This window comes from Martinezella sp. CNPSo 3959 (assembly GCF_057784355.1).
Map to the genome: position 1 here is coordinate 179,820 of NZ_JBXSOV010000002.1, position 14,187 is coordinate 194,006.

Sequence of the window (14,187 nt, forward strand, 5' to 3'; positions counted from 1 at the left end):
ACATTACGAATTTTTCATGGGGCGGACAGTTCGTTGTAAGGTGCCGTGCCCTATATCTTCATTATGACGCACCATAGCCGGTTCCACCCGGCGGAAATCCGACGAGAAACGAAAAGGTAATTCGCATATGTTCAGGAATATCAAGGACACTTTGTCGCGCAGCACGGCTATGAAGGCTTCCGTCGTCGCAGGTCTCGCTGTCGCTGCTCTGGCAACGGGTGTTCCGGCCGTTGTCACCGGTGCCTATGCCGATGCCGTCAATGTTCAGGCGCCGCAGGTTCCGAGCTTTGCCAATGTGGTGGATGCCGTTTCGCCGGCCGTCGTGTCGGTTCGCGTCGAATCCCGCGTCAATCCGGTTGCCGACGAGGACGATTCTTTCGGTCTCGGCCGCGGCTTCGATGACCTTCCGGACGATCACCCGCTGAAGAAGTTCTTCCGCCAGTTCGAGCAGCAGCAGGGCCGCGGCCAGCAGCGCGGCCAGAACCAGCAGAAGAATTCCGACGACAAGGGCCACCTGCGCCCGGTCGCTCAAGGGTCCGGCTTCTTCGTTTCGGAAGATGGCTACATCGTCACCAACAACCACGTCGTTTCCGATGGTGCAGCTTTCGTCGTCGTCCTCAACGACGGCACCGAACTCGACGCCAAGCTCGTCGGCAAGGATAGCCGTACCGATCTCGCTGTCCTGAAAGTCGACCCCAAAGGCAAGAAGTTCACCTATGTCGGCTGGGCCGATGACTCCAAGGTTCGCGTCGGCGACTGGGTCGTTGCCGTCGGCAACCCGTTCGGCCTCGGTGGCACCGTGACCGCTGGTATCGTTTCGGCCCGCGGCCGCGATATCCATTCCGGTCCCTATGACGATTACATCCAGATCGACGCGCCGGTGAACAAGGGCAATTCCGGCGGCCCGACCTTCAACCTCAATGGTCAGGTGGTCGGCATCAATACCGCCATTTTCTCGCAGTCGGGCGGCAGCGTCGGCATCGCCTTCGCGATCCCTGCAACGACCGCCAAGGATGTCGTCGCTGACCTGATCAAGACCGGCACGGTTTCGCGCGGTTGGCTCGGCGTCCAGATCCAGCCCGTCACCAAGGATATCGCCGAATCTCTCGGTCTGTCCGAGGCGAGCGGTGCCCTCGTGGTTTCTCCGCAGGATGGTTCGCCGGGCCAGAAGGCCGGCATCAAGAACGGAGACGTCGTCACCGCCGTGAATGGCGACCCGGTCAAGGATCCACGCGATCTGGCTCGCCGCATCGGCGCCATGCAGCCGGGCTCCAAGGTCGAGGTTTCCATCTGGCGCGCTGGCAAGTCGCAGTCGGTCACGGTCGAGCTCGGCACGCTTCCGGCCGATCAGAACCAGGCCTCCAATGACGACTCGCAGCCGAGCCAGCCGCAGCAGCCGTCCTCCGAGAAGGCGCTGGCTGACCTTGGCCTTACCGTCGGCCCTTCCGATGATGGCAAGGGCGTAGCGATCACGGCAGTCGATCCCGACTCCGATGCTGCCGATAAGGGCGTGAAGGAAGGCGAGAAGATCACGTCGGTCAACAATCAGCAGGTCTCCAACGCCGGCGATATTGCCAAGATCATCGAGCAAGCGAAGAAGGACGGTCGCACCCGCGCCCTCTTCCAGATTCAGTCCGGTGACGGCAGCCGCTTCGTTGCTTTGCCGATCAACGCCGGTTGATCCTTCAGACGGATGAAATGCATTGGGAAAGCCGCGCAGGCCACGGCTTGTGCGGCTTTCCCTTTTAGAACATGCCAAATGACTGGTTCCAAGGCAGGTGAAAGATGACAACCGCTAGCCAACATGCCGTGAGTTCTCCCGATTCTGGTTGTGCCGAGGCAGCGTCGGCAGGTAATGTCGCTCACATGAAGATTCTGATCATCGAAGACGATCTTGAAGCGGCGGCTTACCTTACCAAGGCGTTTCGCGAGGCCGGCATCGTTGCCGATCACGCGAGCGACGGCGAGAGCGGTCTCTTCATGGCCACGGAGAACACCTATGATGTCGCCATCATCGATCGCATGCTTCCGCGTCGGGACGGGCTGTCGGTCATCAGCGAATTGCGCCGCAAGGGCGTGCATACGCCGGTTCTGATCCTTTCCGCGCTCGGCCAGGTCGATGATCGTGTCACCGGCTTGCGTGCCGGCGGCGACGACTACCTGCCGAAACCCTATGCCTTCAGCGAGCTTCTTGCCCGTGTCGAAGTACTCGGCCGCCGCAAGGGAACGCCGGAGCAGGACGTTCTCTATCGGGTCGGCGATCTGGAACTGGACCGCCTCTCGCATGAGGTACGCCGTGGCGGCAAGGAAATCTTGCTGCAGCCGCGCGAATTCCGTCTCCTGGAATATCTGATGAAGAATGCCGGCCAGGTCGTCACCCGCACCATGCTGCTCGAGAATGTCTGGGATTATCATTTCGACCCGCAGACGAACGTCATCGACGTCCACGTTTCGCGCCTGCGCTCCAAGATCGAGAAGGATTTCAGCCAGCCGCTGCTGAAGACGATCCGGGGCGCCGGATACATGATCAAGGACGAGGGATGAGCCGCTTCCGCGTCCTCTTCAAGTCCACAGCAGTTCGCCTTTCCGCCCTCTACATCCTTCTTTTCTCGCTTTGCGCCGCGACACTGGTCTTCTACGTGACGGCCATGTCCGAGCGGCTGTTGACGGGGCAGATCCGCGATGCCGTTCAGCAGGAAGTCAGCCAGGTCAAGCGTGCCTATGACATCGGCGGCCTGAATCTGCTTCTGCGCACCATGGAGCGCCGCGCGCGCCAGCCGGGTGCCAATCTCTATGTCATTGCCGGTCCTTCCGGCGACATCCTGGCCGGTAACGTTGCTTCCGTACAGCCAGGCGTGCTCGGCCAGGCCGGCTGGACGGAGCTGCCCTTCTCCTACGAGCGCTACACTGACGCCTCCAACGATCCGGAGCGCCGTCATCTGGCAATTGCCAATATCTTCATTCTCGACAATGGCTTGCGCATCCTCATCGGCCGCGACCTCGGCGAGCCGGAGCGCTTCCGCGTGCTGGTACGCCAGGCACTGATGCTGGCACTGGCGATTATGGGGCTCGGCGCGCTGGTCATCTGGTTCGGTATCGGCCGAAACGCGCTGAAGCGCATTGATCGGATGACGGATGCTGGCCGCAAGATCATGGCGGGCGATCTCTCGCAGCGCCTGCCGGTCGGCGGTTCCGGCGACGAGTTCGACCGGATGTCGGCATCGCTGAATGCCATGCTCGAGCGCATCGAAAAGCTGAACGAAGGGCTGCGGCAGGTCTCCGACAATATTGCCCACGACCTCAAGACCCCTTTGACGCGCCTGCGTAACAAGGCGGCCGATGCGCTCGACAATGCCGATAGCGAAGGCCGCCGCACAGCGCTTGAGGGCATCATCGGCGAATCCGATCAGCTGATCCGCACCTTCAATGCGCTTTTGATGATTTCCCGCGTCGAGGCGGGTTCCGTGGCTGCAGAAATGACTGCGGTCGATCTTTCCTCCATCGTTGCCGATACAGCGGAACTTTACGAGCCGGTGGCGGAGGAGGCGGGTCTGGCGCTCACGGCCGAGATAGAGCCGGAAGTCGAGGTGCAAGGAAACCGCGAGCTGATCGGCCAGGCGTTGTTCAATCTCATCGACAATGCCCTTAAATACGCGTCGGGCTGCAACGGAAAACCGGCGATTACTTTCAAGCTGGCGCGCACGAGCGACGCGGTGACGCTCGCCGTTGCCGATCACGGGCCGGGCATTCCTGCCCATCAGCGTGCCGATGTGGTCAAGCGTTTCTTTCGGCTGGACGAAAGCCGCTCCAAGCCGGGAACCGGCCTTGGCCTAGCGTTGGTGGAAGCCGTAATGGAGCTGCATGGCGGCCGGCTGGAGCTTTCCGATACCGATCCCGAAAATCCAGATGCCAAGGGATTAACGGTCACCATGATCTTCCCCATGCAGAAACAATAGGTTAATCCTGCGCTAGAGCCGGATGATTTTAGGTCGAAACGACCTAAAATCTGAATCCGCTCTAGGGCAACTCCAGGAAAAGTGCGCAGCGGTTTTCCGTCCGGAATTGCGTCAAAACAAAGAGATAGAGCGGTTCAGAGATTCCGCGAAAAGCTGAACTGCTCTAGCGTCAAAGAAGTGGAGCATAATGCTGTCCGAAAACCCCTGACACTTTTCGGCATCATGCTCTATCCGCTTGCTGTTGGGGAGAACTGCATGACGACGACGCAAAGCGATTTGCTGCGGGAGGTTTCGGCCGGGCGGCTGCGGGCGTTGAACCAGACGGAGACGAAGTCTGTACTGGCGGATCTCAAGCAGATCGCCGGAGGCGAGCCCGTCATTGCCGATCTGCTTGCGGGCGAAAGCGCATTGCGGGATTTTGTCGTCGCTGCCCTCACTCTCTCTCCTCATCTGTGGGAAACCGCCAGTCTCGAACCGTCTCTTCTGGTTGCCGCCATCGAGAAGCCGCTGTCGCCGCAGATCGAAGCATTGGTTGGGGAAGCCCGGCAAGCCTGGCTGCCGAGGGAGGACGGGGGAGTTTCGCCTTCCGAATCCGAGGTGATGAGCCGCTTGCGCATCGCCAAGCGCCGCGCTGCCTTTCTCATCGCACTCGCCGATCTCGCTCGCATTTATGATGGCAAGCAGACCACCCGTTGGCTGAGCCGGCTCGCCGAGGCCTCTATTTCAGCGGCCATCGACCATCTGCTGCTGTCGTCGCATGAGGCCGGCAAGATCACGGTTCCCGATCCCGCCACTCCGAGCGAAAATTCCGGCCTAATCGTGCTCGGCATGGGTAAGCTCGGAGCAGAAGAACTGAACTATTCCTCCGATATCGATCTGGTGGTCTTCTTCGATGAGACCGCGGGCATCGTTCCCGATCCCGACGATGCCATCGATGTCTTCCCGCGGCTGATGCGGCGGCTGGTGCGGATCCTCCAGGAGCGCACGGCGGATGGCTATGTCTTCCGCACCGATCTTCGCCTGCGTCCCGATCCCGGCTCGACGCCGCTCGCGATCCCTGTGGACGCGGCAATGATCTATTACGAGGGCAGGGGGCAGAACTGGGAACGCGCCGCCTTCATCAAGGCGCGGCCCGTCGGTGGCGATGTCGTCGCCGGTCAGGCCTTCATCCGCGATCTCGTGCCCTTCGTCTTTCGTAAATATCTGGATTATGCCGCGATATCAGACATCCACTCCATCAAGCGGCAGATCCACGCGCATAAGGGACATGGCGCGATCGCGGTCAAAGGTCACAACGTCAAGCTCGGCCGCGGCGGCATTCGCGAGATCGAGTTCTTCGTGCAGACCCAGCAGCTGATCGCCGGCGGGAGAATGCCGGCCTTGCGCAGCCGATCGACGGAGCAGACGCTTGCCGAATTGACCGAGGCAAAGTGGATCGATGCGGAAACCCGCGACGAGCTGACCTCGGCCTACTGGTTCCTGCGCGATGTCGAGCATCGTATCCAGATGGTGCGGGACGAGCAGACGCATCTGCTGCCGGAAACCGATGCCGAGCTGAGGCGCATCGCCTATATGATGGGCTTTGCCGATGTGTCGGCTTTCTCCGAAGCACTGGTGACGACATTGAAGACGGTTGAGCGCCGCTATGCGCGCCTCTTCGAACAGGAAACGAAGCTGTCGAGCGAAACCGGCAACCTCGTTTTCACCGGCCAGGGCGACGATCCGGATACGCTGGAGACGCTGCGGCGCCTCGGCTTCGAGCGACCGTCCGACATCGCCAATGTCATCCGCACCTGGCACTACGGCCGGTATCGCGCCACGCAATCGGTCGAAGCGCGCGAGCGACTGACGGAATTGACGCCGGAGCTGTTGCGCGTCTTTGGCGAAAGCAAGCGTGCCGACAAGGCTTTGCTGCGCTTTGACAGCTTCATTTCCGGTCTGCCGGCAGGCATCCAGCTCTTCTCGTTGCTCGGAACCAATCCGGCGCTTCTCTCGCTCATTGTCAACATCATGTCGTCGGCACCGAGGCTTGCCGAAATCATCGCGGCCAAGCCGCATGTCTTCGACGGCATGCTTGACCCAAGGCTTATGGCCGAACTGCCGACGCGCGATTATCTCGCCGAACGCCTGAAAAGCTTCCTGGCCCCGGCGAGACATTATGAAGAGACGCTCGATCTGCTGCGCATCTTTGCATCCGAACAGCGCTTCCTGATCGGCATTCGCCTGCTGACGGGCGCAATTGGCGGAACGATGGCGGCCCGCGCCTTTACCTATCTCGCCGATCTCATCGTCGAGGCGGCTCTGGATGCCGTCATGAAGGAAATCCGGGCAGCGCATGGCGAATATCCCGGCGGCCGCGTCGCTGTCGTCGGAATGGGCAAGCTCGGCAGTTTCGAGCTCTCGGCCGGTTCCGACATCGATATCATCCTGCTTTACGATTACGACGATACGGCCGGCGAATCCGATGGCCCGAAACCGCTGGATGCGACGCGCTACTTTACCCGTATCACGCAGCGTCTGATCGCGGCCCTTTCGGCGCCAACGGCCGAGGGCGTACTCTATGAGGTCGATATGCGTCTGCGGCCTTCCGGCAATAAAGGCCCGGTCGCCACGCGCATCAACTCTTTCGAGAAGTACCAGCGCGAGGAAGCCTGGACGTGGGAGCATATGGCGCTTTCGCGCGCTCGCCTTATCTGCGGCGACGAGGAATTGGTGAACGATGCGGAGCGCGTCATCGGCGAGGTTCTCTCGATCAAGAGAGATGTCGCCCAGATCGCTAGAGATGTTCGCGAGATGCGCACCCTGATCGAACAGGAAAAGCCGCCGGAGAGCATTTGGGATCTGAAGCTTATCCCTGGCGGGCTGATCGATATCGAATTCATCGCGCAATATCTGCGCCTGATCGCGCCTGCACGTGGCGTCGGCATCGATGCAAACGGCCTTAGCACGGCCGAGGCGTTGAAATTGCTGGGCGGCAGCCTGATGGACCGCAACGATCTCGACGTCTGTCTGGAGGCTCTGCAGCTCTACACGGAAGTATCGCAGCTTATCCGGCTTTGCATCGACGGTACGTTCGATCCGAAAAACACGCCTTCCGGCCTGATCGAACTGGTCTGCCGCGCCGGCGATTGTCCGGATCTCCGCACGCTGGAAGCCGAGCTGAAGCGCCTGTCGAAAGCGGTGCGGAAAGTATTCCAGGCGACGGTGGGAAGCTGATCAGCTCTGATCCGGGATGCGGATCGCGATCACGGTGCCGATGCCCTCGCGGGAGCGGATGCGCATGCGGCCGTGATGCAAAGCGGTCAGTGAGCGCGAAATGGCGAGTCCGAGGCCGGAGCCTCCCTTGCTCTTCGCATATTGGCTCTGCACCTGTTCGAAGGGCTGGCCGATCTTGCTCATCGCCGATTTCGGAATGCCGATGCCTGTATCGGCGATGACGAGCATGACGGCATCCCCGATCCTGCGCGTGCGAACCGAGATGCGGCCGCCGTCGTTGGTGAATTTCACCGCGTTGGATAGCAGGTTGAGCACGATTTGCTTCATCGCCCGACGGTCAGCGCTCAGCTTGATGTCGGAAGAGATGCGCTGTTCGACGAGAATGTTCTTCTGCGCTGCCGGAATGCGGGTGAAACGCAGGCATTCCTCGATGAGCGGCGCGAGATTGATCCGCTCGCAGCTGAGTTTCATATGCCCCGCTTCGATCTTCGACATATCGAGGATGTCGTTGATGACGTTAAGTAGATGCTTGCCGCTGTCGTGAATGTCCTTGGCATATTCATTGTAGCGGGCCGAGCCGAGCGGACCAAACATCTGATCCTGCAGGATTTCCGAGAAGCCGAGAATGGCATTGAGCGGCGTGCGCAGCTCATGCGACATGTTGGCCAGGAACTCCGATTTCGCCTTGTTGGCGGCTTCGGCGCGTTCCTTCTCCGCAAGATAATTGGTGTTGGCAGTCGAAAGCTCCGCCTTCTGCTTTTCCAGAATCCGCCGCGATGCCGAGAGGTCGTTGATGGTCGCCATCAGCCGGCGTTCCGATTCGCGAAGCCGCTCCTGATTGCGCTTGAGTTGGGTAATATCGGTACCGACCGAGACGAGGCCGCCGTCGCGGGTGCGCCGCTCGTTGATCTGCAGCCAGCGCTCGTCGGCAAGCTGCACTTCCGTCGTCTGCGAGTGATTGGAGCGGCCGGGATCGACGATACGGCGCTCGATGACCGGCCGTGCGGCAGCGGCATTGACGACGGCGCGCTCGGTGCCCGGCACGAGCACATTGTCCGGCAGGCCGTATGCCTGCTGGAAATGGGCGTTGCACATGACCAGGCGATCGTTTTTGTCCCACAGCACGAAGGCTTCGGAAGTGCATTCGATGGCGTCGGCCAGGCGCTGATCGGCCTCTGCATAGCGCTGCGCCAGCCGATGCTGCTCAGTCACGTCCATGGCGATGCCGATCATGTGGACGCGGCCGGAATTGGTCCGGATCACCTGGGCGCGGGCGCGCATCCAGACATAATGTCCCTTGGCATGGCGGATGCGCAGGATCTGGTCCACTTGGCCGGCATTGCCGCGGGTGACGGTCCGGGCGAGCATATGCAGGCTGTTGTCGTCCGGATGCATCAGCCGGGCCGCGTCCGTGAAGGCCAGCGGCTTGTCGGCGACCGGCAACCCGAGCATGTCGTACATCGACCGCGACCAGAAGAACTGGCGACTGGTAAAATCGAAATCCCAGAGGCCGCAGCGGCCGCGCGACAGCGCCGTTTCGACACGCAGGTTGGATTCGAGAAAGATTTCATCCGCATCCCGGGCGCGCTTTACCTGCGTGTAATAGGCATAGAGAATGACGAGCAGGATGGAGGATATGCCGGCAAAGAGCGTGACATTCAGGGTCAGCTCGTCGCGCCAGAGCTTTTCGATCTCATCCATCGATGCGGCCGACAGAATGAAATCGCCTTTGTCGCCGATCAGAGAAATCGCGGCATAATAGGGCTCGCCGCCGATCATGGTTTCGATCACGCCGGCATGATCGCCGAAACTGCGGATGGCCGTTACTTCGGGAAAGAAGTCGGAAACCAGCATGCCGATATAGCCGGAGCCGGCGGCCGACGAACCGAATACACGGCCGCTCGACTGCACCAGCAGGACGAAGGCGCCGCTGTCCAGCCGATCCTGCGGCAGGTAGGAGGCGAGTTTTCGCTCCGCGCCACGACGGTCGCCAGCCTGAAACAGGCTAGGATCGTTCGAAAAGGCTGCTGCTGCTGCTGCGATGGAAAGCGAGGTCGTTCGGCGGGCGGAAGCCGCCATGCGGCTATGTTCCGTGATCATGCCGAAGAAATGCGAGGCGGCAACGACCATCAGGAAGGAAACGATGAGGACGGGGATGATGCGCTTGAGAATATGTTCCGTCTGCGGAAAACGACGCGAAATCGTCTCCATCCGCACTCCGGTTCGATCAGTAACGCCGCTATGCCAGGATTTCAGACCGTCGAAATTAACACGCAGCCGTCCATCGGCCGCGGTTGCCCGCCGCACGTCCACCATCGCTTTAGCCTTGTCCCTCGTGTGATTCGCTGCGCCGCTCGCCCGAATCTGCCTTAATGAATCATTCGTGATTCGGCTTGTCCAGAGGGTGCGGTAAAACTTTCTTAACCATCTGCGATTTCAGCGCATTTTACACACGCAGCGGTAAGTTGCACGCGTTCGGGACTCGTTGAAGCTGAAAAGGCCGATGCAAATCAGCCTTTGAAATCAGTGCGCCGGCTGATCGAAATCACTCCTTGAGGATACGTTCGACGATGTCACGCACGTCGGTCGAAAGACCGGCCGCGCGCTCGATCCGCATCAGCGCCGAGCGGGCATAATCGGCGCGCACGGGTTCGAGCAACCGCCACGAGCGCATCGAGGTCAGGATGCGGGCCGCAAGCTGCGGATTGCGCTGATCGATCTCGAGGATTTCGTCGGCGAGAAAATTGTATCCGGCGCCGTCCGCCCGGCCGAAACCCGTGGGATTCGCAAAGACAAAAGTGCCGATAAGCGAGCGGACGCGATTGGGGTTGGTCCGTTTGAAGAGCGGCGTTTCCATAAGCAGCCGGATGCGCTCCAACGCCCCGGCGCCCGGGATTGCCGCCTGAATGGCGAACCATTTGTCGATGACGAGCGCATTGTCGGCGAAGCGGTCACGGAAATGCGCAAGCGCTGCCGCCGTCTCCGCTGTGTCGGGGAAGCGCTGGGCGAGAATGGTCAGCGCGGCGCTGAGATCGGTCATGTTGTTTGCCGCATCAAAGGCGGCCTTCGCCCTCGCCGGCGTTTCATCCAGCTGCGACAGATAGCCCAGTGCCGCATTGCGCAAAGCGCGGCGGCCGGCGCTTGCCGCGTCGGGGCTGAACGGCTCCGGCGTCTGCATCCCATCGTAAAGCGCGGTGAAGGCGTCCTTACCGGCCTCGGCGATGCGCTTGATGATCGTCTGGCGCGCTGCATGGATGGCATCAGGATCATTGTTGCCGCCGAGTTCGCGGGCAATGTCGGATTCACTCGGCAAGGCGAGCGCCTGGGCGCGGAAAGCCGGCTCCAGACTTTCGTCGGTTGCAGCCGCCAGCAAGGCGTCGGTGAAGGCCGAGCCGCATGTTATGTCGGCACCCTGGCGGGCATCTCGCGCCGCCTGCAAGAGGTTGGGCAGGCCAAGATCGATCAGCGCCTGCCAGCGGGCGAAATGATCGGCCTCATAGCGGGCGATCAATGCGAGATCCTCAGTGCTTTGGCTGAACTGCAGATTGATCGGCGTCGAGAAGCTGCGGTTGAGGGAGAGGACCGGCCGGGAGGGAACGCCGTGGAACGTCACCGTTTGCGCCTTCTTTGTCAGGTGCAGCACGTCGTCGGTCAGCTCTGCTCCGGTCACGGATGCCGGCGTGATGAGACTGCCGTCTTCGGCGAGCAAGCCCAGGCGGAGCGGAATGTGCATCGGCTTTTTGATGGTCTGGCCCGGCGTTGCCGGCACCATCTGTTCGAGCGACAGAGTGAATGCCTTGGCATTGGCATCATAAGCGCCCGATGCGGTGACGAGCGGCGTACCGGCCTGATGATACCACAGCGAAAACTGCGTGAGATCGCGCCCGCTGACATCCTCGAAACACCTGACGAAATCTTCGATCGTCACCGCCTGTCCGTCGTGCCGATCGAAATAGAGATCCATGCCTTTCTTGAACAGATCGCGGCCGAGCAGCGTCGCGATCATGCGGGTGACCTCGCTGCCCTTCTCATAGACGGTCGTCGTATAGAAGTTGTTGATTTCGCGGTATGTCGTCGGCCGCACCGGATGGGCAAGCGGGCCACTGTCCTCCGGAAACTGTTCCGATTTCAGATGGCGGACTTCGGCAATCCGCTTGACGGGACGCGAGCGCTGGTCGGCGGAAAATTCGTGATCGCGATAGACGGTCAGGCCTTCCTTGAGGCAGAGCTGGAACCAGTCGCGGCAGGTGATGCGATTGCCGGTCCAGTTGTGGAAGTATTCATGCGCGATGATGGCTTCGATATTGGCGTAGTCGGCGTCAGTTGCCGTCTCGGGATCGGCCAGAACATATTTGTCGTTGAAGACGTTGAGGCCTTTGTTTTCCATCGCTCCCATATTGAAGTCCGACACGGCGACGATCATGAAGATGTCGAGATCGTATTCGCGGCCGAACCGCTCTTCGTCCCACTTCATCGAACGCTTCAGCGCATCCATGGCATAAGTCGCGCGCGGTTCCTTGCCGTGTTCGACATAGATCTTCAGCGCCACCTCACGGCCGGATAACGTCGTGAACGTGTCCTCGACGACACCAAGATCGCCGGCAACGAGCGCAAAGAGATAGCTCGGCTTCGGATGCGGATCGAACCAGGCAGCAAAATGCTTGCCTTCGCCATAGCCAGCACCACCGAGGAAATTGCCGTTCGACAGCAGCAGCGGGTTTGCTTCCTTGTCGGCGATGATATTGACCGTATAAGGGGCGAGCACATCCGGCCTGTCGGGGAAATAGGTGATGCGGCGAAAGCCCTCGGCTTCGCACTGCGTGCAATAGATGCCGCCGGTGCGGTAAAGGCCCATCAGCTGGGTGTTGGCTTCCGGATTGATGACGGTCGTGATCGTCAGTTCGAAAGGTGCGCTTTCCGGCAGGTTGCGGACGGTCAGGCTTTCTGGCGTCGCATCATATTGCTCCGCCGGAAGTTCGCTCTGATCGAGCAGCAGGCCGGAGAGAACCAACTCGTCGCCATCAAGCACAAGCTGCGCATTCGCATCGACACCCTCGCGCCGATGGAAGATCAGCCGCGCCTCTACCTTCGTTTCTGTCGGATGGAGATCGAAGGTGAGATCCACGCGCTCCAGAACGAAGTCGGTGGGACGATAGTCTGCCAGATTGATGATCTGGCCGGTGTCTGTGCGCATGGTCTATCCTGATCAGGCTATGCTTTGGCGGGCACGGTCCGAAGCTGTCCTTCGAACCGAAAGTGGCCGCATCATTACATCGAAATCTGAACCAAAGTTAAAGTCATATCGCAACATCAATTTGTTTTGTTATGGCACGGTAAGTATTTGCCCGCTGTGCTGTTCCCGTTTCAGCTATTCGAACGAAAAACAGAAAATCTGAAGCTGCATTTGCAGGTCAACAGTAGAATTGCTAACATAATGTTTAGGTTAAACATCATGGTTGCATTACCATCAAATGTTGACCGTTACGGTAAGGAAACGATAATTTAAAGTAAATTATCGTTTAACCTCTTGTGATATTGGCAGGCTTGCATAACTATAGCATGCTATTAGATATCGGAATTATGATCGATTCCGGCAAGTTTGTTCATAAAAATGAAACATCAACTTTCTGCTGCTTTTTAAGAAGGGCGCCCAGGGAGGCCCGATTGAGTTTTCCCATCGAGCAACTTGCTCGCCATCCCAAGTTCGTAGCGTCCTTGCGCTTTCTCTCCGAGACATTGCGTAACCGTTACGACAACGGTCCGAGGATTGCGCGTATGCTCGCCTCACATCAGCGCTGGCTGCTAAGCCAATCCGCCTATGCGCTCCATCTTGAACATGATCCAGATCGTCCCCGCTCCGGGCTGACTGTCGTCGCCCTGCGTGACCTCATCACTCATTATCGCATTGCCAGCCGCAATACGGTCTTGAGTTTTATCGAGGAGTTGTTGACCTATCGCTTTCTGGAGTTGGCTCCTGGGCCGGCTCGCCGCCCGCGGCGTTACGTGCCGACTGAAACTGCCTATTCGGCGATGTTCGGCTGGTATCTCGCCAATTTGGCGGCGCTCGATCTGATTGACGATGGTAGCCGTGCTGCTGCGCTGGTCGCCTCACCGATGCTTCTGGACCTGGCGCAGCCGCGCATGGCACGCACATGCTTAGGAGCCGATCTTTGGCGTGAGCCGCCGGAAAGTGTCGGTCTGTTTCTTTGGACGGAATCGGGAGGTCTGGTCGTCGATTACATTATGTCGAGGCTCGAGCTCGAGGGGCAGGTGGGTGATCGGATCGATATCGGTCACGTCGATGCACGCGCTTTGGCGACCCATTTCATGATATCGCGAACGCATCTGCAACGTATCCTGCGCAAGTCGGCAGATCGCGGCGATGTCGGCTGGTATGAATCCAAGAAGACCCAGATGTGGATCTCGCGCAATTTTCTCGATCAATATTGCGGCTGGCAGGCCATAAAATTGGCGGCGGTCGATGAGGCTTTTGCCTGGGCGCAATCAACCTCCCGAGGCTGATCCCGATCCTTAAAGTGGGATGCTGGCTGCCGCACTTCGTGCGTGAGAGGTTCCGTCTTTGCAGACGTTGCGCGCGCGCTCGAATTCTTCGGCGGCCCGAACCGCCGCGCCGATATGGCCGACGGAATCGAACAGGGCGATGAATGGACGCAAACCCGAAGACATGGTGTCGTTCCTGATACTCAAACTTTTTTGCTGGATTACTGGCCTAGTCGCGCCTGTCGGTCAGCAGGCGCGGAAATCGGCGAAGATCGTCGTCGGGCGGCTCACACGAGCCGATAGCCCGGTGCCTCGCGCGGTCATCTGCTCATTGGCAGCGATGCCGAGGTTGCGATGTCCATTTGATGCGCGCACAGGCTCCAGCGCGCGGCGCAGGGTATCAAACCCGCAGTGGATGGGACGAAAACGTGCAGTCATGGCCTTGGTTCCTTTCGAGATTCCTCCCAAGACACCAGCATATATTGCAATGCAACATTGATTTCGCAATGCACAA

9 protein-coding genes are annotated in these 14,187 nt (G+C 59.7%); 5 read left to right on the forward strand and 4 right to left on the reverse strand.

The genetic code is table 11. The annotated features are described in order from the left end of the window. Window positions 1-127: 127 nt before the first annotated feature. From AC13RE_RS08865 to AC13RE_RS08880, 4 genes are all read left to right on the forward strand, one after another. On the forward strand, window positions 128-1,681 hold the full coding sequence (locus AC13RE_RS08865; protein ID WP_488562679.1) for a Do family serine endopeptidase: 1,554 nt from the start codon (window positions 128-130) through the stop codon (window positions 1,679-1,681). Between the two features lie 104 nt (window positions 1,682-1,785). Then, entirely contained in the window at window positions 1,786-2,544 is a 759-nt protein-coding gene (locus AC13RE_RS08870; RefSeq protein ID WP_041677311.1) for a response regulator transcription factor, read from the forward strand. Continuing rightward, complete coding sequence (locus AC13RE_RS08875; RefSeq protein ID WP_015339234.1) at window positions 2,541-3,956, forward strand: sensor histidine kinase; 1,416 nt, start codon at window positions 2,541-2,543, stop codon at window positions 3,954-3,956. The genes AC13RE_RS08870 and AC13RE_RS08875 overlap by 4 nt, the downstream gene beginning before the upstream one ends. 255 nt (window positions 3,957-4,211) lie before the next feature. After that, entirely contained in the window at window positions 4,212-7,172 is a 2,961-nt protein-coding gene (locus AC13RE_RS08880; RefSeq protein WP_488562680.1) for a bifunctional [glutamine synthetase] adenylyltransferase/[glutamine synthetase]-adenylyl-L-tyrosine phosphorylase, read from the forward strand. Here AC13RE_RS08880 and AC13RE_RS08885 read toward each other — a convergent pair whose 3' ends face one another. Next, a complete protein-coding gene (locus AC13RE_RS08885; RefSeq protein ID WP_132716155.1) occupies window positions 7,173-9,488 on the reverse strand; it encodes a PAS domain-containing sensor histidine kinase in 2,316 nt (771 codons plus the stop codon). Window positions 9,489-9,717: 229 nt separating this feature from the next. Beyond that, window positions 9,718-12,366 (reverse strand): aminopeptidase N, encoded by a 2,649-nt coding sequence (pepN, locus tag AC13RE_RS08890; RefSeq protein WP_488562681.1) that lies wholly within the window; start codon window positions 12,364-12,366, stop codon window positions 9,718-9,720. Window positions 12,367-12,836: 470 nt separating this feature from the next. Here pepN and AC13RE_RS08895 point away from each other — a divergent pair, with 470 nt between their 5' ends. Continuing rightward, window positions 12,837-13,694: a hypothetical protein gene (locus tag AC13RE_RS08895; protein ID WP_488562874.1), complete on the forward strand. Its 858-nt coding sequence runs from the start codon at window positions 12,837-12,839 to the stop codon at window positions 13,692-13,694. Between the two features lie 9 nt (window positions 13,695-13,703). Here the strand turns inward: AC13RE_RS08895 and AC13RE_RS08900 are convergent, their stop codons facing one another. Together AC13RE_RS08900 and AC13RE_RS08905 are read right to left on the reverse strand one after the other, a co-directional pair. Continuing rightward, complete coding sequence (locus AC13RE_RS08900; protein WP_488562682.1) at window positions 13,704-13,859, reverse strand: hypothetical protein; 156 nt, start codon at window positions 13,857-13,859, stop codon at window positions 13,704-13,706. Between the two features lie 60 nt (window positions 13,860-13,919). Next, window positions 13,920-14,111, reverse strand: a complete 192-nt coding sequence (locus AC13RE_RS08905; protein WP_041677312.1) for a hypothetical protein — start codon at window positions 14,109-14,111, stop codon at window positions 13,920-13,922. Between the last annotated feature and the right edge of the window lie 76 nt (window positions 14,112-14,187).